Genomic DNA, 22,055 nt, shown 5'->3' on the forward strand with positions numbered 1-22,055 from the left:
AAAAGGTGCAATATGATGACCAAATCAAAAACCGCGTCAAAAGAATTGAAGGCCAATTGCGGGGCGTGTTGCGGATGATGGAACAACAGGACAACTGCAAAGATGTCATCACCCAGCTGTCTGCAGCGCGTACAGCGATTGACCGTGCGATCGGTGTAATTGTCAGCGCCAATCTGGTGGAATGTGTCCAAAAAGCGGGGCAAAACGGGGAAGATACGGAAAGTCTTGTGAAAGAAGCGGTCAACCTGCTTGTGAAAAGTCGCTGAAAACGGGGAGGCTCCGGCCTTCCCGCAGAAAAATTTTATGTGATGATATACCTACAGGGGTAATATAAGAGGGAATTGATCATGAATCAAATTTCAACACAGGAAGTCGAAGAAAAACGAAAAAAGGGAGAGAAACTTCATATTATTGATGTGCGTGAAACAGATGAAGTTGCGGAAGGAAAAATCCCGGGTGCGGTGAATATCCCGCTCGGCCTTTTGGAGTTCCGCTTGCAGGATCTCGACCGTTCCAAAAATTACATTGTTGTCTGCCATTCCGGCGGGCGCAGCTATATGGCCTGCCAGTTTCTTGAAAGCCGCGGCTTCGATGTCACGAACCTGAGCGGCGGCATGATGTCCTGGACTGGCGAAATCGAGTGAAAAAGTTTCTTATTGATCTTATGTTAAAAAAAGGGTAATATATGAATACAAGAGTTGCGTTGTGCGTAATGGTAATAAAGTTTTAACCTTTAAACTGATATAGGGAGTTTTATATCAAAGCCGGAATGCCGGGCCTCCGCCTTTTGCGGCAGGGAGGAAGGCAGGAATGCTTTTGCGGACACCCACTTTGAGGAGTGTGGTTTTAAAACTTTCTTAGTTCAATTACGGCAACGGCGGCACATACATAATCTGTTAAACCCCGTCCTTCTTAGAAGGGCGGGGTTTTTCACAATCAAGAACCTAGACCGAAGGCATTAGCTGAGCCTGTTACCCTGCACCCCGGATGCAGTGCCCGGCCAGTGCCCGGCCCATTTTTTCGCGCGGTATAAAGCACCCGCTCTGTGTTAGCCCTCGATGTTACTGGGTGTATAATAAAACTAACAATGTTTTGACATGCAGGAGTGGGAAAACGTGAACCAAATGAAATACATTGAGCCTGCCGTGATGTTTATTACCATGATCGTCTATGTCGCTATAGCCGTACTGATTGGCATTGTGGCCGGAACCACGGTCGGTTTGTTTTTGAAAGCTTTAAATTTTTTAAGCGGAAAAACAGGTGCGCTGCCCGTGCCTTATAAGATGCTGCTGCTTCCGGTTGGCGGCCTGTTGAATGGCCTGTTGCTGTATAAAATGAAACCAGGGGCGCCTTCTGCCATTGCTGCTGTGCACTCGGAAGGGGAACCGCCCTTTGACAGAAGCTTCCCGGCCAAGTATCTGGCTGCCCTCATTACACTTGTATCCGGCGGTTCAGCTGGAAAATTCGGGCCGAGCGCCCACTTTGCCGGTTCACTTGCCGCATGGATCGGGAAAATTTTTCATATTCAGCCGTTTCTTCGGGCCCAGCTGATCGTATGCGGAATCAGTGCTGCTTTTGCCAGCCTGTTTGGCGCGCCCGTTGCGGCAGCCGTGTTTGGTTTGGAAGTATTGGCTATCGGGTCAATCCGGCACCAGTTTCTTTTCCCTTCGGCGGTTTCCGGCATAGCCGCTTTTGAAGTCAATAAAAGGCTGTTGCATACGCCTTATGAATATTTCATGATCCATGCCATGCCGTCTTTTTCTGTTCTGCTGCTTTTAAAAGTGGCTGCCCTTGGCATGATTTGCGGCCTGGCTGGATGGCTGTTTGTTGAATCTATTGAGCAGGGGGGCCGCTTATTTTCGGTTGTCCGGGAAAAATTGCATCTTCCTCCCTTCCTGATGCCCTGTGTTGGGGGTATGCTCATTGCTGCCGCATTATTCATTTTTCCCGCCGACTTTTTGGGGCTGAGCTTGCCGCTTTTGGACAAAGCGATGCACGGGGGCCATGTCGGCTTTTTCGCATTTCTGTGGAAAATCCTGTTTGTGGCGGTTACGCTTGGTTCCGGCTTTTACGGAGGAACATTCACCCCACAGCTCGTCATCGGGTCTGCCGCCGGAAATGCATTTGCCGCTTTGCTCGGGATAAATCCTGTATTAGGGGCGGCTGCGGGCATGCTGGCGGTGGTTTCAGCTGCATCCAATACGCCGGTTTCCGCTGTGCTGCTTGGATATGAGCTGTACGGTCATGTTACGGGGATGTATATGTTGGCCGCCTGTATCGCCGGGTATTTGATCATCGGGCACCGCAGCGTTTATCGCGACCAGCTTGTGTACGATCCAAAGTCTTTATGGGTGCAGCTGGAGCCGGGGGTCGAACTGAGGAAAGAATCCATCCGACTTTCAAGCGGCACTGCAAATCAGACAGGACGGTTCCATCTTCCGTGGTAGTGGGAAAAGCCGTTTATGATCAGGCTTATGTTAAGCAATCTTATTAAAAACGCATTGATCTTAGCATAGGGCCGCTCTGCGGAAAGGAAGCTGGTCAAAAGATGCGCCTATCTTAACATAGAGGCGCCTATGTTAAGGAAGCCCGCCAAAAAACGTATCAACTTTAACATAGGGCCGCTCTATATAAAGGAAGCCTGCCAAGTTTTCCGCCTATCTTGACATAGGAGTGTTCTGCACAGAGGAAGCGTACTATATATTTACGCACAGACGCCCTAAGAAAAGAAAGGCCGCTGAAATGCGCGTCTTCTTAACAGATTCTGCGTAAAAGAAGCGTGCCAAAATCGCGCCAATCTTAACGTTGGGCAGTTTTGCGTAAAAGAACTTCGCGGACCGGCTGATCTTTTGCAAGAAGCGTTCAAAAAACCGTTGAGGATCGTCTCAACGGTTTTTGCGGCAGCCTTCTCGCTTTACTCGGTTTCCCCGAGTCCGGTGACTTTGTTCATCACATTTTGAATGGTATCAGCCAGCCCTTCTTCCTCTTCGCTGCCGGCATTTTGCGACTGGACATTTCCTTCGAGCTGGTTATTGTACGAGTAAGTATTGGATTTGTAACTTTTTTCTTCTTCCATTTTTATCACCTCCCAAACATAGGGTGTGTTAATCGGAAGTTTTTTAACCAATTTATGGCTTAACCGGTTTTCTATCCAGCCTATTAGAAATGCGATATAGCGGAACATTTATTCACTAAGTACGCAGACAACGCCATATTGCCCTCATCGGCTCTGCTCCGAATCATTGCGCCAACTGCTTTTTATCCTTTTGTGGTGTGCTTTCATCATGGCATGGATCTTTTTGTCAATGACAAAGCAAATAAAAAAGAAGCGTAATGATACGCTTCAAAATGGAGGCTGCCTGAGTGGAGGGGGACTTTTTTCTCTCTAGTTTGCTGATTATGCTTAATATCCGGAACCACCCATATAAAACGCTCCTACAATAATAAGCAGGATAAAGAGAACGACAATCAGGGCAAAAGATGTGCCCGTGCTGTAACCACCATCTGTCATTGACTTTCACCTCCTTTCCTTAAGATATCTTGTATTTTAAAATATGATGTTTCGAAGAAAGGTGTAAAGGACAAACGTAAAAGGGATGAAGAAAAGGCTAAGTGGCTTTGCTGGCACTACCAAAAATGCCGGCATGGAAAAGGACGATTGTGATAGACCACTTCATTTTTTCTGATCGGTTTCAACATATGCCTGGGAACTGTAACGACATTTGTACGGTTCACTTCCACGAGTGGATGGATGATGGGTTGGAAACGTGGAACAAAACGGTTACGAACGACATATCTCGGGGCAGTAACAATTGGCCTGCAATGCAATTTACACACCTCCTCATCGTAAATTCTCTACATTAAATGAATGAATCACTGGATTGGAATGGACAAACATCTTAATGAAAAAGAAATATACGTTTATGGATGGATGGAAGGACAGAGACAGGGGGCATTCCATCCGGACAAGCAGCAAGAAGTTAATACGCATAAAGCATGAAGGAATGATGGGCCATAATGGGTGAAGAAAAAAGTGGCTTTTTATCCCCACTGGAATTTTAATCAAAGGGGCATTCAGTTTTAATGCTGAATTGTTGACGGAATGCGTAAACAACGGGCAAATCACCCCGGCTGAAAACGAAAAAAACCTTGATGCATCCGCGATGCATCAAGGTTTTTAGTAGTCGGGAAGACAGGATTTGAACCTGCGACCCCTACGTCCCGAACGTAGTGCTCTACCAAGCTGAGCTACTTCCCGAAAAAATTTATTTTGCTTTTCAACTTTACGAGCAACCTTATCTCTCGCTGACAGGTATTATTCTACAACAATAATTTTCGCTTGTCAAAGCCTTTTTTAAAATTTTTTCCGGAACCTTTTGCCTGTCCGGATTGAATTACAAGGCGGTGGCAAAAAGTAGTAAAGTTTTCATATTCCTTTGCTGCTGATGCCCTGCGCCGGAGGATTGCTCATTGCCGCCCTTTTATTGATTTTTCCTGCCGCCGATTTGGGTCTGATCCTGCCTTTAATAGACCGGGCCATATACGGGGACCATGTTGACTTTTTCGCGTTTCTTTGGAAGATCTTGTTTGTGGTTGTTACACTTGGATCCGGTTTTTACGGGGGGACGTTCACCCTGCAACTTGTAATTGGTTCTGTCGCCGAGAACGTTTTTGCTTTGGCTTTCGGGTTAAATCCTGTTTTAGGGGCGCAGCGGGAATGTTGGCGGTCGTTGCTGCTGCATCTAATACACCGATTTCCGCTGTAATGCTCGGATACGAATTGTACGGGCACATAACCGGCCTGTATGTGATGGCGGCATGCATCGCCGGCTATATGATCATCGGGCATCAGAGCGTATATCACGAGCAGCTCGTTTTTGACCAAAAATCTTTATGGGTGCAATTGGAACCGGACGTGGAATTAAAAAAGTGGCCATCCAACTTTCCGGGACCACATCAAAAAACAAGGCGAACCAGTTCCATTTACATTTGTAATAGATTTGCCCGTGAAACAAGCCGGTGATTCAGTGCACAATTTTTGTCTTGCATCTAACATCTCCATGCCCCTAAAATTCTTTGTATTTCTATAGGCATTCTCCCGGGAGAAATAGAACCCCGCTTTACCTATCTACATAAAATAAAAAAAGCAAAGGGAGGCGGTAAATTGGGAGATTTCACATATATCGATTATTTGGCAAAATTCGGCTTGGGGGGTGCCCATCCCGGTGGCTTTAATCTTTCAAAGGAAATGCTGGCCAATGAACATATCAGGAGTGGTTCAAAAATTTTAGATGCGGGGTGCGGAACGGGGCAAACGGCCGCATATTTATTTCGGGAATATCAGGCTGATGTTACCGGCCTCGACATTCATCCGATCATGATTGAAAAAGCGCGAAACCGGTTTCTATCCGAACAGCTGCCGGTCCGCTTGGTTGCCGGATCTGTTGAAAAGCTTCCGTTTGAGGACAATACGTTTGATTTCGTTTTATCCGAGTCTGTCCTGGCATTTGTCCACAAACCATCCTCGTTGGCGGAAATATACCGGGTTTTGAAAAAAGGCGGGCGTTTCATTGCAAATGAGATGACGGTTGACAGAAAATTGACTGAAGAGGAGCAATCTGAGATCAAAAATTTTTATCAAATTGACATATTGTTGGCGGAACAAGACTGGAAAAAACTGTTGGAAACGGCCGGTTTCCGAAATATAAAAGTTTGGAAGGAAAACCTAGCTGTAAGCGGCTATACCCATTCAGAATATCATTTTTCAACGGATCTTGAGCTCGAATTGTTTTCCATCCTCACACGGCATGGAAATCTTGTCAGTTCTTATCACGATGCATTGAGCTACCGGATCTTGACAGGAACAAAATAAAACTTGGATGAAAAATCGATTTTGGTCAAGGGCTCTTTTTTACTGCTCTCCTATAATGAAATTGTAAAAACAATTCATGGCTGATCGCTGTCGGCTGTTCTTTTCTCGCATCACAGGCTGTCGTTGCTTTTCTGGCCAAATGGGTGGATTTTCCGATTTTCGATTACACGCACATCTTCCTTGTTGCGGTGCTGTTCGGGATCGGGACGGATTACTGCATTTTGCTGATTCACCGTTTCAAAGAGGAACTCCCGAATTTTGAAACGGTGAATGAAGCGGTGATCCATACGTTCCGGAGCGGGGGCCGCACCGTATTCTTCAGTTCTTTGACCGTACTGGTCGGCTTTTCGGCGATCGGATTTTCGAACTTCAACATATACCGGTCAGGCGTAGGCGTCGCAGTCGGGATTGTCTTCCTTATTTTATGCCTGGTGACGATTGTCCCGATTTTGATGTTCATTTTTGGCACAAAACTGTTCTGGCCGATGAATAAAAATATCAGCCACAGTTAAAGCCGCATGTGGAAAAAATGGGTGGCTTTGCATTGGCGCGCCCTTTCATCGCACTCTTCATTGTCGCGGTGTCCATCGTTCCGGCAATCATCATTTACAATGGAAAACTTTCTTATAATTCAATTGCCAAAATGAGCGATAAGTATGATTCGGTAAAAGGTTATAACCTGATTGCGGATCATTTTGAACCTGGCGAATCGATGCCGGCCACGATCGTGATGAAAAATGGTGAAAAAATGATTCGCGCAAATATTTGGAGAAGATTGAAGCCATTACGCTCAGTGTTGAAAAAGTCGATCATGTCAAAGCAGTCCGGAGCGCGACACAACCGGCAGGGACGCCGATCAAAAACTTCCTTGTCCCGAATCAGGCGCAAACCCTTGATGACGGGCTCAAACAGGCAAACAACGCCATTTCCAAAATCGCTTCCGGCTTGAATGATGCCCATAAGCAGTTAAAACATTCGGAGCCGCAGCTGGAGAAAGCAACTGGCAGCATCGATGTTTATAACAAAATGTATGATGTACGTTGTATTACAGAACAAAAATTTTTTAAAATACCAGTTCGAACAAAAACGCGCATCCGAAGCAAAAGATTTTCGTAGGATTATTGCAGAACAGGAATGGTATTCTGTATCATCCATCTTCTCATGATGATGACCAGTACCAATTAAAGCGCGAGTACAGGTAATGAAAAAACGGAAACCGCCGGAAAAAATCGGAGGTTTCCGTATGTTTAAGCCATTTTTCTTCTTTTCTTTCTTAATGTTAGTTTTCGAATATAATACGTGATCACGACAAACACGGCCATAATGCCTGAGTATGTGAGGATGACATTCAGGACATTCACGTTTCCGCCTTCATGCTCTGCACCTTCAAGCCGTTCCCCTTTTGCGAAATTTGGTTTTTGCCCGTTTTCGAAAACCGGTCTTTGGCCGTTCGCAAAGCCCGGTTTTTCCCCGTTCATAAAATCAGGCCCTTGACCGCTGGCGGAATCAAAATGATCATGCCCCTCCATTTGCCCGCCGCTGCTGTTTCCACTAAAGACGGTGGTGGCGCTCGCAACCCGGTTGACAAATCCTGTTTGCTTGATTTCATAAACGCCAAAAGCAAGAATCAGCGCCGCTGCAATTTTTACTGCATAACCAATCCATTTCTTTTTTGTTTTAAAGTGGATGATCCGTTTAAAGACATTGACTACCCAATGCCAGTGAAGCCCTACGTGAATGCCTACCAGAATTAAAACGAGGGATGAGACAGAAATATGGGTAATTTTGAACCAATTTTCATTCCCAAGGTTGATGTTCGGGAAAACAACCCGGGAAATAATGATCCCGCTGATAATAATGAAACACATGGAGACCAGCAGCAAAAGATTCAGTGCATAGCTTCCCCGCGCTTTCCACGGCAGTTTTTTGTCGAGCATTTTCAGTGTTACATTTTTCACCCAATTGAAATTCAGCAAAACATGCGTCAAAAACATGACACCAAAAACAAGCCCGGCAATTTCATGATACGCTAGCCCACCTAAAACGCGCGTGTTGAAAAACAGGACAAACATAATCGCCATGATCAGATCAATGGCAAATTTTATGTAGTTCTTTTTCATTTTTTCATGTACACCCCAAATCATTTGATATCAAAAATATAATGGCGGTTTCTTAATTTCTGCTTAATATTTTATTGATTGGTTGTATATAAATGTATACAGAGGGGAGTAAGGCAGCCGATGCGTTTTATTCGGAAACTTACGAATGGATATAATACGTATTTAAATGCGGAAGGGAGCAATGTAAGCCAGGGGCAGAAACAGCTGTTAACCATCGCGAGGGCCATCCTTGCCGACCCGTCGATCCTCATTTTGGATGAAGCGACAAGCAATGTCGACACCCGAACAGAGTTCCATATCCAGGCGGCGATGAAGTCGTTAATGAAGGGGAGGACCAGTTTTGTCATTGCCTACAGGCTGAGCACGATCCGCGAAGCAGACATGATCCTCGTCATCAACCATGGGGAAATCATCGAAAAAGGTTCGCATGAAGAGCTGTTGAGGCAAAACGGATTTTATGCAAATCTTTATCTGAATCAATTTGCGTTAAAAAATCCCCTGTCAGGCTGCCTGCAGGGGATCTTGCGGGTTAACTTACTTTAAACCTCTTAATTTCCGCATCCAATTTACCTGCCAGTTGCTGCAACTCTTTTGTGGACCCGGAAATGGCTTCGGTAAAAGCCCGATGTTCCTGGCTGGAAGCGGATATTTCTTCTGAACTTGCCGCAAAATTTTCAACAGTGGAAGTAATATCCTGGATTTGCTTCGAAATTTGTTTGGATTTCCCATTGATGTTTTCCATGCTTTCTGCCGTATGCCGAAAACTGTCAACAATGTTGCTGTATGTGTGTTTAATCGTCTCAAAGGCAGCTTCAGTTTTATGGAAAGCGTCTTTTTGTTCCGAGATAAAGGCGTTGGCCTGGCTGATATTTTCCACAGCTGCATTGGATTTTTCCGTCGTCGCGGAGATCAAGTCTTTAATTTCCTGCGCTGCTTTCGAAGAACCTTCCGCCAGTTTACGGATTTCACCGGCCACAACGGCAAATCCTCTTCCCGCATCCCCGGCCCTGCTAGCCTCTATCGATGCATTTAAAGCCAAAAGGTTTGTTTGAGCTGCAATGGCATTAATGACATTAACAAATTCATGGACCTTGCCGATCATTTGGCTGAGTTCTGTAATGGATTGATTTGCCGCAGTCGTGATCTCAATATTCTGGTCCATTTTCTCAATTTGGATATCAATCGTTTTTTGCCCTTCTGCGACAGCATCAAGGGAAGACACAGCATATTCCGCCCCGGTGGATGCTTCCTGCGTAATTTCCCCGATCAGATTGACGACTTCACTTAATGTTTCGTTGATGTCATGAACGGTTTGTGCAAGATGGCTGTTTCCCTGGGCGAACTCATCGATGGAGGCTGCCACTTGGTTGATGGACTGGAAGCTTTCTTCCGTCCTTTTGGCAAGGGATTCGGAGTGGGAAGCAACCGTTGAGGATATTTGCTGTAGCTTCATCGCCAAGTCCCTTAAGGTTTTTCTTGTTTGCCCGAGCGCTTTGGCCATCTGTCCGGTTTCATCTTTGTATTCTTTCATTTTTCCGAATGACTGGCTTTCTTCCCGCAAATCCAGAGCCGCAGTTTGTTCTGCCAGTTCAGCCATGTGCAGGATCGGTTTAGAAATCACCCTGCCCAATATGTACGAAAGTATGATGCCGATGATAAGGGAGATGAAAAGGCCGATCAAAACAGGCGTTGGAACCATGAACCCCACGGATGCTCCCTGGCTTTGGCCGTTGGTACTGCTGCCGGGGCCTATAAATAACGATGTCCCGATATTAATGGCTGCTACAAAAATCGTGTTAATGACAGATATTAAAATAATCTTGGATGAAATCTTTTTTACATTCTTTAACATGGCGTTCCTCCGGTGTTTAGTATGGTATTTTAATATTAGGTATAAAGATTTAACTAGCGGAAATTTTTCAGAACTGGATGCTCCATTGTAATTATCGGCATACAATATTTAGACTTTAACAAAAAAATTTCAGGGGCCATAAAATTGTTTTACCGTACTTTAACCTTTTTGATGTATCATCGGTTTCATGATACGGTGGTGAGAAAAAGCGAATAAGTAATAAAGCATATACTTGAAAAAAGGGTTGAAACGGGAACAATTATCATACCATACCGGACGGTTTTTTGTATTTTTCCATTTTTTAGATTTCATTGCGGAAAAATAAGCACACATTGGAGTGAGGAAGTATCCGAAGTAACGAATAAACGGAATAAAAAACGGTGAGTTTTGCCCAAGAGGTAAATGCTCACCATGATTTTTTATATTAGATTATTTTTTCGGGACATTTTTATATATCTCAACCTTTGTATTTTTTGATCAAATCAACAAACGCATCCACGAAAGATTGTAAGAATTGGACAGTACTTTCATTTGTAACTTTACCGTTTTCATCAAACAGCGTTGCGACATTACCGATATAAGCTTCAGGCTGCTGGACGACCGGCATGTTTAAGAAGACAAGCGACTGGCGCAAATGGTGGTTGGCGCCGAACGCACTCAAATTCCCAGGTGACTGGCTAATAATGGCTGCCGGTTTGCCGCTCCAAACACTTTGACCATAAGGGCGCGAACCGACATCCAGCGCATTTTTTAATACAGCCGGAACAGAGCGGTTGTATTCAGGCGTTACAAATAAAATGGCGTCCAGTCCTTTTACTTTGTTGCGGAATGCTGTATATTCAGCAGGGACTTCGTTGTAGTCATCATAATCCTGGTTGTATAAAGGCAGATTTTCAATTTCAACAATCTCTGTTTCATAGCCGCCGGGGAACAGGGTTGCCACATTTTCTGCAAGTTTTCTTGAAAAAGATTCTTTCCGCAAAGAGCCGAGCAAAATACCAATTTTTGCCAAAATGATCTGACCTTCTTCCATAATTATTTTTAATTTGAGATAATTATAAGGAAAACTAAAGTGAAAAGTCAAAAATAATGCCCTGGATACAAAAAGTCGCCCGCTGATAAATCGTGCATTTCCGCCGATAAAAGAGGATCAGGAGGAAATGAGGTGCCGGGAACCTTGTTTTGGTGAAAAAATATCTGGGTTCAAAAAGGGAGGAGAAAGTCGGGATGTGTAATTTTAAAGTTGAGCGCCGATAAATGAGAAGTTTTCGCTGATAAAATTGAAAACCCGCTGATATATTCCAGCTCACCGCTGATAAATCGGGTCATTCCGCCGATAAAAGGGGAGCCAGTGGCAATAAACAAAACAGCAGGAACTTCAACATGAAATTCCTGCTGCTTCTTTGTTTGGGTTACCGTTAAAAGGTGTTTCCAATACTTTGATGGATTCGGATGGGCAGCCTTCAAAAGCATCTTCCAGATCATCCAGAAGTTCTTCCGGGATTTCTACTGTTCCCTGATTATCATCCAACATCACGTATGACAATCCTTCTTCATCATAATCAAAAATATCTGGGGCGGCTGCTGCGCAGGCTCCGCAAGCAATGCATGTTTCCCGATTGACAATCGCAAATTTTTTCATCTTCCATTCCTCCAAAAAATTATTTTTTAGCTCATCAACCGGTGTGACGCGCTGCCCGTTGTTCAGTTGGACGCACCGTTTTTTTCGGCGGGCGGATCGAAATTCTTAAAATCAGGGCCGCAATTGTAATCATCGCAGTTGAGGCGTATAAAAACATCATAAACGGATAATGCGCATCCGGCCCGAGCATCACGCTGTGGATGAATACGCCAATAAATGCAGGAAAAGCCAAAAAGTGGATTGCTTTCCATGTTTTATGCCCGAGTGCTTTCATATAATCTGATGTCACAATCAACAAAATCATGATATAGAGCGATAGAATCCCAATCCCGATCAGGATAGGATTTGATTTCGAAATAAACGGAATGAGCACATCCCATATCGAAAAGTTTTCATACGTGCTGAACGTCAGGACAAGGCCATGCACCATCCCGAATAACAGGCCGAACCAGCCAGTTGACTGGTGAACGAGGTTAATCCGGGCTTTTGTTCTTGGTTTCATAAAATGGTAATGGGCACTCATCCCCGTAACGACTGATACAAACAGCAACAAGTAAGAAGTCACGCCGGCTGCACGGGAAACCGTCCATACAGGCATGATGTTATGAATGGCTGTGAACAGTTCGCTCACCATATTAAATCAGTCCTTCCGAAGAATAGTCGCGGATCGCCCCGCCTGTTACAATGGAATGGTCGTTTTTCACACCGACAATGCCGAGATCTTTGCGTTTTTCCAAAACCCATTCGATTCCTTTTTCCCAGCCTAAAATAATCATGCATTTTGCGTATACTTCCGCAACGGCCAGGTCAGGAGCAATGACACTGACTTGAATAAGATCCGACTGTGAGCTTTCGTGCGTGCGCGGATCGAGAATATGGTGGTGGGTCTGCCCATTTTTATCCTTCCAGCTCCGCTTCACCGTGCTGCTTGTGGCGATGCCTGCAGGACGGTCGAGTTTAAAAGAAAACAATTGCTTATCCCAGGATTCGGGTGTTGAAATGTTGATGTTCCAATTTTCTTTCGGCATTCCCCAGACAATAATATCCCCACCTGCTGCAATGCCGCCAAATGGCGTTTTTTTCGACAACTGGTTTGCGGCCTGCTGGGCAGTCCAGCCTTTTCCAATCCCGCCGAGGTCAATCATCGCGCCGTGTATCGTAATCATTCTCATTTTTGGGTCGATTTCGGCCGGTGCTTCTTTATTGGTTAAAAATTGATTTTGAATTTCTACATTTCCTGATTCGATTTTTTCGAAGCTCCGGTCGTATCCGAGCCTGCATATGTCGCGGCCGAGATACGGATTAAACACGCCGTCCGTTTCATAATAGAAACGGTCTGCCGCTGCCACTGCTTCATACAGCACATCGCTTGGCAGAAAAGGCGTATTTTCCGTTCTGTTTAACTGCGACAATTCGCTTTCAGGCAAAAAGCGGCTGAGTGTATTTTCCACATGCCGGAACCATGCCTCCGTTTGCCGGTTGTGCTGTTCGTTCAAATAATAAGTGGCAATCGTTGTATTCATTGCACGAAAGTTGTACATCGCAATTCCCCTTTCGTTAGATTACGAAGAGTGGCCGCCTACCTGGCTGTCCTGGCCGAAATCCCCTCTGCTCGGCGGGCCTTGGAAAGTGGAGCTGCCGGAGTTGTAATTGTCCGAACCGCTGCTCGAACTGCTGTTGTTGTCCGAACTGCTGTTTGAGCTGCCGCCATCGTCCGAGAAAAATTTGCCGCTGCTGTCATGATATTGGTTTGAACTCGAAGAAGAATTTGAATTTGTATTGGAACTGCTTGTGGATGCAGTCGTTTTTGTGCTTGACTGGTCATATTTTTCCGCTAGGCCGACCATCCCTGTAAAAACCGCAACGCTCGAAAGACCGACAATACATTTGATCCCTCTGTTTTTTGCCATCTATTGTCATCTCCATTTTTTTCAAATCTTAGCTTGATACCATCATAGTGGAGTTTTATTAAAAAAGAATTAACGAGACAGGATTGAAAAAAGTATTATGGATGATGTAACAGTTCAGCTGGAGATTAATGATGGTTTAATTAAGAGATGATTGACTGTATAGCAGTTATACAGGGTAAACTTTTCCTTGTACGAAACAGTTGATTGGAGGAGAAACGATGGCAGAGAAAATCAAAGTCACGGATTTGCGTTCGGCCCTCGAATTGTTAAAAACGGTTCCGGGCCAGCTGATTGAAACGGATGAACCGGTTGATCCGCATGCTGAAATTTCAGGGGTTTACCGCTATGTCGGCGCCGGCGGGACGGTTATGCGCCCGACTCGGATCGGCCCGGCAATGATTTTTAACAATGTGAAAGGCCATGAAGATGCAAGAGTGGTGATCGGGCTGCTTGCCAGCCGCGAAAGGGTAGGGCTGCTCCTTGGAGAAAAACCGGAAAGGCTCGGGTTCCTACTAAATGAAGCGGTGCAAAATCCAATTCAGCCGGTTACCGTTCCAAATGAAAAGGCAAAATGCCAAGAGGTCGTTCACTACGTAGATGAACCGGGATTTGATATCCGCAAACTCATTCCGGCGCCGACCAATACGGAAGAAGATGCCGGTCCGTATATTACAACGGGGATGTGTTACGCATCCGATATGGAAACGGGCGAATCGGACGTTACGATCCACCGCCTTTGCCTGCAAAGCAAAGATGAAATATCCATGTTCTTTACACCTGGTGCCCGCCATTTAGGGGTATTCCGCGAAAAAGCGGAAAAATTTGGAAAACCGCTTCCGATTTCCATCAGCATCGGTGTTGATCCAGCAATCGAAATCGGCGCATGTTTTGAACCGCCTACCACACCATTAGGATTTAACGAATTGAGCATTGCCGGTGCTCTAAGGAATGAGCCGGTTGAACTTGTTCAATGCTTAACAATTGATGAAAAAGCGATTGCCAATGCAGAATATGTGATCGAAGGGGAACTGATTCCAAACACGTATGTCCGCGAAGATCAAAATACAAATACAGGAAAAGCCATGCCAGAATTTCCGGGTTACACGGGTGAAGCGAACCCGAAAGTGCCGTTAATCAAAGTAAAAGCCGTCACCCACCGCAAAAATCCGATTATGCAATCTGTCATCGGGCCGAGCGAGGAACATGTCAATCTTGTAGGAATTCCTACCGAAGCAAGTATTATTCAAATGATTGAAAGGGCGTTGCCGGGCAGGCTTTTGAATGTATACGCCCATTCTTCCGGTGGTGGCAAATATATGGCCGTTCTGCAGTTTAAGAAAAGCCAGCCGAGTGACGAAGGGCGGCAGCGGCAGGCGGCGCTTTTGGCGTTTTCAGCGTTCAGCGAATTGAAACATGTTTTTATTGTTGACGAAGACGTGGATCCATTCGACAGTAATGACGTCCTATGGGCAATGAACACCCGCTTCCAGGGGGATGTCGACACGATCTTTATTCCGGGTGTGCGCTGCCATCCGCTTGATCCGTCGCAAAGCCCGGAATACAGCCCTTCCATCCGGGACAAAGGCATTTCCTGCAAAACCATTTTTGACTGCACAGTGCCTTATCATTTAAAAGATAAATTCAAACGGGCGAAGTTTATGGATGTTGATCCAAGCCGCTTTGCACCGAAATTGTTTAAGAAATAATGAAAAGGGGAGAGGGTGCGCTGCATTCCTCTTCTTTTTTAACATTTCTTAACCGGTATCTGCAGCTGGCAAAAGTCGGAATTCTGGTCTTCCCCGTAAAATGTCGAATCCAAAAGGCAGGCGTCAAAAACATCACCGGCTACTTGATAATGGTTATCGTGAATCCATTCTATTAATTCATCCAGGAATTGTGTTTCATATGGCATTCCGTATTTAAACATACAGGCATACTCTCCAGCAGGCAGTGTAAACATATTTTCGATTTCCGCCACATCATCCGGCAGCATAATGCAGCTGCCCGCACCTCGAAATACATCATTTTCTTCTAAACTCTCTTTGCGTATAATCGTGCCAAACCCTTCAGAAGGAAGCAGGCTATATCTGTTCAGAATATCCCACGCTTTCATGACAGTTAAATGCAGCTCTTTACGTGAAATTTGATGCTCAAATGGGACAAAAATAACTTTCCTTTCCGGGAACGTTTCGATCATTGGCTGATAAAGTTCGTTTTTGAAGTTTTCCACCGTTGCAAATAGGGATAGTCTATTTTCGATATGTCCTTTTGTTGCTTTTAATTGTTCAATTTCTTGTTCAATCGTTTCTTTATGGGACTCGAGCAGTGAAATGGCGGTTGTAAGGTTGCGGTTTTGGATATGTTCCTTTATTGTATCCAATTTAATGCCAATTGATTTTAAAAATAGAATCTCTCTGAGCAAAGGAATTTGGGAAGGGCTGTAATACCGGTAGCCATGATCATCTGTTTTAATCGGCTTGAATAAATCAATTTTATCGTAGTAGATCAGAGCCTGCCTTGAAATATGGTGGATCGAAGCCATTTCACCAATTGAAAAGTATTTTTCCATGTCTATCTCCTTTTCTTACAATCTGGAGTCTTGATCATTCAACTTGATTATATAAAAATATCTGGATAAATCCGCTATTTATCTATGTATCAATGCTGCTTATAAGCAAAAAAACAAGGGTTCCAACCAACTGGCTGAAACCCTTGTTTCATTGATGCGGATGAAGGGACTTGAACCCATACGGTGTTGCCACCACTAGAACCTGAATCTAGCGCGTCTGCCGATTCCGCCACATCCGCATTTTTTATTTTTTTGTTCGCCTCATCAGCGACAAATTTATTATATTATGCCCGAAAGAAAAATGCAATAGCTTTTTTAAAGTTTTTGCGAAAAAATTTTTCGCATGTCGAATTGCATAAAAATCGTTGACCAGGATTTGGGGACAGTGGTATATTTACAGTAGTTGAATATGAGTACCTTTAATTTTAGTCCAGTGAGGCTGACAAGGTAAACGGAAAAGTTCTGCGCTTGTTGCAGAGTCGTTTTGGTGAAGTACAGGCTTCTTGTCATTGCTGGCAGGAAGCTTTTTTTGCACCTGCTCCGTTTGAATTGAAAGGCCTCGGATTTTTACATTATCGGAGGAGGATTTATATGTCATTTGATCAGACGATTCAACATGCGGGAGCGGCGGAACAAACTGCGGCGCCATCCCAAAACATGGTGACAAAAGAATACGGGGCTTCCGAAGCGGTGCCGATGAGCTGCCGCAGTTTAAATTTTGGTGATATGATTGCCACCTGGATCGGGGCAAACGCAAATAACGGTTCATGGTATGTTGGCGGTGTGGTTGCAGGGGCGGCATTCGGCGGTTCCATTTTAGTCACTTTGATTGCCAATCCGATTGCTTATATGATTATGGCGTTAATCGGGTTTATCGGTTATAAAGTCGGCACTTCGACGATGGCGTTGACAAGGCCGTCGTTCGGCGTCCGGGGGAGCTTCCTGCCATCGATTTTAAATACAACGCAGTTTATCGGCTGGACCGCGGTCAACACGTTTATTGCCGCAATTTCCATCAGCTATGTATGCAAAGATTTTCTCGGCTGGCCGGCGTTTGGAGAAGCGGGCGGCGCGAAAACGATGATGTTCGGGATTGTGGTCATGAGCGTTTTGCATTTGCTCTCAATTGCGATGGGCCATAAATCCGTAAAATTAGTGGAACGTATCGGCGTTGTGTTGATCCTTATTTTAGGCATTTGGGAAACGGTCGTTGTGCTGTGGCATGTTTCTTTCCATGACATTTTAAACTGGCAGCCGCCGAAAAGTGAACGCCTGCCGATTGGCGCGGCAATGGATACAATGGCGGCGTTCAGTCTTGGCTGGGTGCCAGCGATTGCGGAATTTACCCGCTACGGCAAATCAAAAGCGACGGCTACGATTGCCCCGATGATCGGCGCAAATATCGCGCTGTTCTGGTTTGCGTTTGTCGGCATTGTCGGCGCGATCGGCACTGCGATCTCTACAGGGGTGTATGATCCGAATAACTCCGACCCGAGCACGATTGTCAGCAAGCTCGGCCTTGGCATGGTGGCACTCGTCGTAATTATTTTAACGAGCACCACAGCCAACGCTGTAAACTTAATGGCAGCAGGAATCTCGCTTACAAACATAACGAAGAAAATCAAGCCGATTGCCGCGCTTTGGATTGTCACGATCATTGCGGCAGTGTTGACAATTGTGCCGCTTTTTGCCGGAAGTTTCCTCGATTCGTTTGAAATGTTCCTTGATTATATCGGAATGGTGTTCGGGCCGATTTTTGCCATTACGATCGTGGACTATTACTTTGTGAAGAAAAAATCGTATGATGCCGGGGAATTTGAAAAAGAAAACGGAAAATACTGGTTTTCGAAAGGTTTTAACATCAAGACAATGCTCGTTTGGGTACTTGGTGTGGCTTTCTTCCTGGCTGTGCACAATCTGCCGGTTTTTACCGCCCATATCGGCGCCACTTACCCAACGATCGTTTTAACCGGTGTCCTGTATACTATCGTTGCAAAATTATGGAAGTAAGGTGTTAAACATGTTAATCAAAAATGCACGTTTACGAAATCAAGAAGGACTTTGGAACCTTGAATTGAAAAAAGGAAAAATTGAAGCCATTTTCCAAGGTGGGCTTCCGGAAACTGCGGATGAAGTGATCGATGCGGAAGGCGGGCTTGTCCTGCCTCCTTTCATTGAGCCGCATATCCATTTGGATTCGGTCCTGACAGCGGGGGAGCCGAAATGGAACGTAAGCGGCACGTTATTTGAAGGCATCGAAACATGGGCGGAGCGGAAAAAGCTGCTTACCCATGAAGATGTGAAGGCGCGTGCGAAAAAAGCGTTAAAATGGCAGATTGCGCAGGGCATCCAGTTTGTCCGTACCCATGTGGATGTGACCGATCCGAAGTTAACGGCGTTAAAAGCGCTGCTGGAAGTAAAAGAAGAGGTTGCGCCATGGCTGGAACTGCAAATTGTCGCTTTTCCGCAAGAGGGTATCCTCTCGTTTCCGAACGGCCTTGAATTGATGGAAGAAGCATTGAAACTCGGGGCGGATGTGGTCGGCGGCATACCGCATTACGAATTTACCTGGGAGTATGGCGTAGAGTCGGTGAAAAAAGCGTTTGAACTTGCTGTAAAATACGACCGGCTCATAGATTTCCACTGCGATGAAATTGATGACGAACAGTCGCGCTTTGTCGAAGTTGTCGCGGCGGAAGCGTACCGGCTCGGCATCGGAGAAAAAGTGACCGCCAGCCATACAACGGCAATGCATTCTTACAATAACGCTTATGCCTCCAAATTATTCAGGATCCTGAGACTTTCGGGTATCAATTTTGTCGCCAATCCGGTTGTGAACATCCACCTTCAGGGCCGGTTTGATACATACCCGAAACGGCGCGGGGTGACGCGTGTGAAAGAGTTGTTGGAAGCGGGGCTGAATGTCTGCTTCGGGCATGATGACATTATGGATCCTTGGTATCCGCTTGGCACCGGGAATATGCTGCAGGTGCTGCAAATGGGCATCCATGTATGCCAGCTGATGGGCTATGAACAGATCATGCAGTCGATTGACCTGATTACGGAAAATAGCGCAAAAACGCTCCATATTGAGGATCGGTACGGCATTGTGGAAGGAAAACCGGCCAATCTGATTATCCTGACGGCAGCGGATGCTTATGATGCGATACGGAGGCAGGTGCCGGTACGTTATTCGATTCGGAACGGCAAAGTGATTTCAGAAACGGTTCCGAGTTCCTCCTTCGTCTATTTGGATGGTGAAGAGCGTGTAGGTTTTCAAAAGTAATGTAAAGAATATCCCCTTTCGAAATAGGCGATAAGAAAGATGCAGGCATATTTTCAATCGGAGGAAATTTGGACGTGGCAGATTTTTACAAAGCCATAGAAGATAGACGTTCCATCTACGCGATTAGTAGTGAAGCAGTTGTTTCGGACGACCGTATCCTCGGGATCGTCAAACATGCCGTCAAATATACGCCGACATCGTTTAATTCGCAAAGCGGAAGAGTTGTGATTTTATTGGATGAGCACCATACGAAACTTTGGAATCACAACAGAAACATTACGGAAAATTGTACCTGCCGAAAATGTTGCTTCAACGGAAGAAAAAATACGTTCTTTTGGCAGCGGCTGGCACGATCCTGTTTTTTGAAGAACAGGATGTCATCCGATCGCATCAGCAGCAGTTTGAATTATATAAGGATAATTTTCCGTTTTGGTAGCAGCAGTCTTCCGGAATGCTGCAGCTGGTCGTTTGGGTAGCCCTGAAACAGGAAGGCTTCGGCGCCAGCCTCCAACATTACAACCCGCTCATTGGTGTTGAAATCAAAAAAGAATGGAAGCTCCTGGACAGCTGGCAGCTAATTGCGCAAATGCCGTTTGGAAAACCGACAGCTCCGGCAGGGGAAAAAGAATTCAAACCGCTAGATGAACGCGTAAAATTTTTTAAATAAAAATTTTGACAGCCGGGAATTTCGCGGCTGCTTTTTTTTGCGTTAAACAGGCTGCTTGAGGAGGGGGGTGAATGGAATTTCCCATTTTTTAGAAAGAACATCTGATATCAAAAATTTTTTCGCTAATTTCTCTCCCTTGAGTTTGTTGCTATTTAAGTACTTGAAAAACTGTTTTTCATCAGCTTTCGACTTCAGCCGCCACCACTTCGTCCATATCCGAAATTTTCCGGTATATATCCGCAGCAGTATGCATGTAACTTGCCCTTACTTTCAAATCGATTAAATGCGAATGGTCTTTTAAATCCTTTATCCGGATATTTTCAATTGTGATCTCTTGCTTTTCAATTGATTCGAGAACCGTTGGGATCGAATCCCGGTCATGGACCACAACTTTTATAATGAGATCTTTATTGTGCAATCTCTTTTTTGCTGCTTTTTTTAATAATAAAGGAATAATTTCCACACTGATCATGATGAGTACAACGCCTGCGATTGCTTCCATGAAAAAACCTGCCCCGACGGCAATCCCGATGCCGCTTGCTCCCCAGATCATAGCTGCGGTCGTCAAGCCGGTAATCGAATCGTTATCTTTTTTTAATATGACCCCGGCCCCGAGAAAACCGATTCCGGATACAATTTGGGCGGCGAGCCTGAGCGGATCCATCGTTATTTGCACATCATGGGCATGATTAAAAAGATACGCCGATTGGATGGATACAATCGTCAGTAAGCAGCTGATAATCGAAATCACTAAGCTTGTCTTTAATCCGAGCGGCTTCCGCTTTAATTCCCTTTCCAGCCCGATAATCAGCCCCAATATGGCGGTAATACCGAGTTTATATATAATTTCCATATCCCAGAACACCATCTGTCTCCCCCTTTAAAAGTACTGGTCAAATGCAGCAGCGCGCTATAGAATGAAAGTAACGTGAAATTGAAAAGGAGAATGTGCAATTGAATCCGTATATTGCATTAATCGCGGGAGTACTCGCGGTCACGTCATCCGCCATTTTGGTCAAATACAGCACGGCGGATGCAGGTGTAATCGCATTTTACCGGTTATTCTATGCCACTTTTATCATGCTGCCAATCCTTTTTATCAATAAGAGGAAAGAACATATGCACATGGGAAAAAAAGATCTTTTCCTTTCTGTCGTTGCCGGGGCGTTTCTTGCATTCCATTTTATTTTATGGTTTGAGTCCCTTAACTTAACATCCGTTGCCAGTTCTACTGTGCTTGTGACATTGCAGCCGATTTTCACCTTTGCCGGCGCTTATTTTTTCTTCCGTGAGTCCCTTTCTCTTAAAGCTGTGTTATGCGCGGCTTTAGCAGTATTCGGCAGCATCCTGATCAGCTGGGGAGATTTTTTTATCAGCGGAAAAGCGCTCTACGGTGATATTTTAGCGCTTATTTCTTGCCTGTTTGTCACAGTTTATTTAATGATCGGCCAATATGTAAGGAAAAGGGCGGCTTTGATTCCTTACACTTTTACCGTCTATTTGGCATCCACGGTCGTGCTGTTTTTCTATGTGGTTTTGTCCGGTGAATCTTTTTTTCCGTATTCCGCCCAAAATTGGGTGTGTTTCTTACTCCTTGCGATCCTGCCGACGCTCGCAGGACACTCGGTGTTTCATTGGGTTGTAAAATGGATCAGTGCATCCGTAGTTTCCGTTGCGATTTTATTTGAACCGGTTGGTGCCTCGATTCTAGCTTATTTCCTTTTCCAAGAAAAAATTTCCTGGTTCCAGGCGGTTGGCGGAATCATCATCTTGTTAAGCATTGCCTACTTTATGATCCGGGACCATGCTGAAAACCGCCGTGCACTTCAGATAAAAGAAAAAAGCGAACCGGCCGGTTGACCCGTTTCCTGTGAAAACAGAAAGATGGCTTGTTTTGGTACGTGGCCTGTTTCTTCATAATATATGTATATGAAAACCAACCTTTGATGATGATCTTGCAGTACAGTGGGATGCTAAAATATTCTGCGAAAAAATATTTTAAAAAACTATTGCATGGAAGCTAAGGACATGATATATTAATATTCGTCCGATAGCGACCCAGCAACGCAACGGTAAAAAAGTTGTTGACATCGATCGGATACATGATATAATAATAAAGTCGCTCAAAAAATGAGCG

General features: G+C 45.0%; 23 protein-coding genes, 2 tRNA genes, 1 other RNA gene and 2 pseudogenes. 15 read left to right on the forward strand and 13 right to left on the reverse strand.

Annotated features, from left to right (window positions below; translation table 11 throughout):
• Window positions 1-5 precede the first annotated feature (5 nt).
• The 4 genes from BpJC4_RS10030 to BpJC4_RS10045 all read left to right on the forward strand — a co-directional run bounded on the left by BpJC4_RS10030 (window position 6) and on the right by BpJC4_RS10045 (window position 2,447).
• A complete protein-coding gene (locus BpJC4_RS10030) occupies window positions 6-266 on the forward strand; it encodes a metal-sensitive transcriptional regulator (RefSeq protein WP_151681579.1) in 261 nt (86 codons plus the stop codon).
• An 81-nt stretch (window positions 267-347) separates the two neighbouring features.
• Window positions 348-644 (forward strand): rhodanese-like domain-containing protein, encoded by a 297-nt coding sequence (locus BpJC4_RS10035; protein WP_151697846.1) that lies wholly within the window; start codon window positions 348-350, stop codon window positions 642-644.
• 48 nt (window positions 645-692) lie between these two features.
• A non-coding RNA gene (gene ssrS, locus BpJC4_RS10040) (6S RNA) lies at window positions 693-888 on the forward strand.
• Between the two features lie 236 nt (window positions 889-1,124).
• The gene (locus BpJC4_RS10045; RefSeq protein WP_253724313.1) at window positions 1,125-2,447 is read left to right on the forward strand and encodes a chloride channel protein; all 1,323 of its coding nucleotides are present in this window, start codon (window positions 1,125-1,127) and stop codon (window positions 2,445-2,447) included.
• 467 nt (window positions 2,448-2,914) lie between these two features.
• Here BpJC4_RS10045 and BpJC4_RS16155 read toward each other — a convergent pair whose 3' ends face one another.
• The 3 genes from BpJC4_RS16155 to BpJC4_RS10060 all read right to left on the reverse strand — a co-directional run bounded on the left by BpJC4_RS16155 (window position 2,915) and on the right by BpJC4_RS10060 (window position 4,258).
• A complete protein-coding gene (locus tag BpJC4_RS16155) occupies window positions 2,915-3,076 on the reverse strand; it encodes a hypothetical protein (protein WP_013860070.1) in 162 nt (53 codons plus the stop codon).
• Between the two features lie 327 nt (window positions 3,077-3,403).
• Entirely contained in the window at window positions 3,404-3,511 is a 108-nt protein-coding gene (locus tag BpJC4_RS10050) for a YjcZ family sporulation protein (protein WP_073193886.1), read from the reverse strand.
• Window positions 3,512-4,184: 673 nt separating this feature from the next.
• Window positions 4,185-4,258, reverse strand: a tRNA-Pro gene (locus BpJC4_RS10060).
• Window positions 4,259-4,445: 187 nt separating this feature from the next.
• Here BpJC4_RS10060 and BpJC4_RS16570 point away from each other — a divergent pair.
• The 5 genes from BpJC4_RS16570 to BpJC4_RS10080 all read left to right on the forward strand — a co-directional run bounded on the left by BpJC4_RS16570 (window position 4,446) and on the right by BpJC4_RS10080 (window position 6,988).
• Entirely contained in the window at window positions 4,446-4,766 is a 321-nt protein-coding gene (locus BpJC4_RS16570) for a chloride channel protein (protein ID WP_253693922.1), read from the forward strand.
• Window positions 4,718-5,023 carry a hypothetical protein gene (locus tag BpJC4_RS16575; protein ID WP_253724310.1) on the forward strand — a complete coding sequence of 102 codons (306 nt, stop codon included), beginning with the start codon at window positions 4,718-4,720 and terminating at the stop codon, window positions 5,021-5,023. Before BpJC4_RS16570 ends, BpJC4_RS16575 begins: the two co-directional genes overlap by 49 nt.
• Before the next feature lie 141 nt (window positions 5,024-5,164).
• Window positions 5,165-5,872: a class I SAM-dependent methyltransferase gene (locus BpJC4_RS10070; RefSeq protein ID WP_253724311.1), complete on the forward strand. Its 708-nt coding sequence runs from the start codon at window positions 5,165-5,167 to the stop codon at window positions 5,870-5,872.
• 83 nt (window positions 5,873-5,955) lie between these two features.
• A complete protein-coding gene (locus tag BpJC4_RS10075; RefSeq protein WP_259371267.1) occupies window positions 5,956-6,384 on the forward strand; it encodes an MMPL family transporter in 429 nt (142 codons plus the stop codon).
• Window positions 6,385-6,637: 253 nt separating this feature from the next.
• Window positions 6,638-6,988, forward strand: coding sequence for a hypothetical protein (locus BpJC4_RS10080; protein ID WP_151681582.1), 351 nt, complete (start codon window positions 6,638-6,640; stop codon window positions 6,986-6,988).
• Between the two features lie 131 nt (window positions 6,989-7,119).
• Here the strand turns inward: BpJC4_RS10080 and BpJC4_RS10085 are convergent, their stop codons facing one another.
• Window positions 7,120-7,992 carry a cytochrome b/b6 domain-containing protein gene (locus BpJC4_RS10085; protein WP_151681583.1) on the reverse strand — a complete coding sequence of 291 codons (873 nt, stop codon included), beginning with the start codon at window positions 7,990-7,992 and terminating at the stop codon, window positions 7,120-7,122.
• A gap of 126 nt (window positions 7,993-8,118) precedes the next feature.
• Between BpJC4_RS10085 and BpJC4_RS10090 the strand changes: the two are divergent.
• Window positions 8,119-8,535: pseudogene (locus BpJC4_RS10090) on the forward strand (ATP-binding cassette domain-containing protein); the annotation flags it as partial.
• Here the strand turns inward: BpJC4_RS10090 and BpJC4_RS10095 are convergent.
• The 6 genes from BpJC4_RS10095 to BpJC4_RS10120 all read right to left on the reverse strand — a co-directional run bounded on the left by BpJC4_RS10095 (window position 8,522) and on the right by BpJC4_RS10120 (window position 13,396).
• Window positions 8,522-9,844, reverse strand: coding sequence for a methyl-accepting chemotaxis protein (locus BpJC4_RS10095; RefSeq protein ID WP_151697851.1), 1,323 nt, complete (start codon window positions 9,842-9,844; stop codon window positions 8,522-8,524). The pseudogene BpJC4_RS10090 and the gene BpJC4_RS10095 sit on opposite strands and share 14 nt — an antisense overlap.
• Window positions 9,845-10,301: 457 nt before the next feature.
• Window positions 10,302-10,856, reverse strand: coding sequence for an NADPH-dependent FMN reductase (locus BpJC4_RS10100; RefSeq protein WP_151697852.1), 555 nt, complete (start codon window positions 10,854-10,856; stop codon window positions 10,302-10,304).
• Between the two features lie 366 nt (window positions 10,857-11,222).
• Window positions 11,223-11,486, reverse strand: a complete 264-nt coding sequence (locus BpJC4_RS10105; protein WP_151681587.1) for a ferredoxin — start codon at window positions 11,484-11,486, stop codon at window positions 11,223-11,225.
• Between the two features lie 34 nt (window positions 11,487-11,520).
• Window positions 11,521-12,120, reverse strand: coding sequence for a ferric reductase-like transmembrane domain-containing protein (locus BpJC4_RS10110; protein ID WP_253724312.1), 600 nt, complete (start codon window positions 12,118-12,120; stop codon window positions 11,521-11,523).
• 1 nt (window position 12,121) lies between these two features.
• Window positions 12,122-13,027, reverse strand: coding sequence for an FAD:protein FMN transferase (locus BpJC4_RS10115; RefSeq protein ID WP_151697853.1), 906 nt, complete (start codon window positions 13,025-13,027; stop codon window positions 12,122-12,124).
• A 21-nt stretch (window positions 13,028-13,048) separates the two neighbouring features.
• On the reverse strand, window positions 13,049-13,396 hold the full coding sequence (locus BpJC4_RS10120; protein WP_151697854.1) for a hypothetical protein: 348 nt from the start codon (window positions 13,394-13,396) through the stop codon (window positions 13,049-13,051).
• Between the two features lie 218 nt (window positions 13,397-13,614).
• On the opposite strand from BpJC4_RS10120, the gene BpJC4_RS10125 reads away from it, so the two are divergent.
• Window positions 13,615-15,102, forward strand: coding sequence for a UbiD family decarboxylase (locus BpJC4_RS10125; protein ID WP_151697855.1), 1,488 nt, complete (start codon window positions 13,615-13,617; stop codon window positions 15,100-15,102).
• Window positions 15,103-15,140: 38 nt separating this feature from the next.
• Here BpJC4_RS10125 and BpJC4_RS10130 read toward each other — a convergent pair whose 3' ends face one another.
• Window positions 15,141-15,965: a MerR family transcriptional regulator gene (locus tag BpJC4_RS10130; RefSeq protein ID WP_151681591.1), complete on the reverse strand. Its 825-nt coding sequence runs from the start codon at window positions 15,963-15,965 to the stop codon at window positions 15,141-15,143.
• A 155-nt stretch (window positions 15,966-16,120) separates the two neighbouring features.
• Window positions 16,121-16,204: transfer RNA gene (locus BpJC4_RS10135), tRNA-Leu, on the reverse strand.
• A gap of 352 nt (window positions 16,205-16,556) precedes the next feature.
• Here BpJC4_RS10135 and BpJC4_RS10140 point away from each other — a divergent pair.
• From BpJC4_RS10140 to BpJC4_RS10150, 3 genes and pseudogenes are all read left to right on the forward strand, one after another.
• On the forward strand, window positions 16,557-17,975 hold the full coding sequence (locus BpJC4_RS10140; protein ID WP_151697856.1) for a cytosine permease: 1,419 nt from the start codon (window positions 16,557-16,559) through the stop codon (window positions 17,973-17,975).
• Window positions 17,976-17,985: 10 nt separating this feature from the next.
• Window positions 17,986-19,251, forward strand: a complete 1,266-nt coding sequence (locus tag BpJC4_RS10145) for a cytosine deaminase (protein ID WP_151681592.1) — start codon at window positions 17,986-17,988, stop codon at window positions 19,249-19,251.
• Between the two features lie 68 nt (window positions 19,252-19,319).
• Window positions 19,320-19,918 (forward strand): annotated as a pseudogene (locus tag BpJC4_RS10150) (nitroreductase family protein).
• A gap of 178 nt (window positions 19,919-20,096) precedes the next feature.
• Here BpJC4_RS10150 and BpJC4_RS10155 read toward each other — a convergent pair.
• A complete protein-coding gene (locus BpJC4_RS10155) occupies window positions 20,097-20,786 on the reverse strand; it encodes an MgtC/SapB family protein (protein ID WP_151681593.1) in 690 nt (229 codons plus the stop codon).
• Window positions 20,787-20,872: 86 nt separating this feature from the next.
• Here BpJC4_RS10155 and BpJC4_RS10160 point away from each other — a divergent pair, with 86 nt between their 5' ends.
• Window positions 20,873-21,778 carry a DMT family transporter gene (locus BpJC4_RS10160; RefSeq protein ID WP_151681594.1) on the forward strand — a complete coding sequence of 302 codons (906 nt, stop codon included), beginning with the start codon at window positions 20,873-20,875 and terminating at the stop codon, window positions 21,776-21,778.
• Window positions 21,779-22,055: the final 277 nt, after the last annotated feature.

The sequence above is a fragment of the Weizmannia acidilactici genome (genome assembly GCF_008974185.1).
Classification (GTDB): Bacteria; Bacillota; Bacilli; order Bacillales; family Bacillaceae_C; genus Weizmannia; species Weizmannia acidilactici.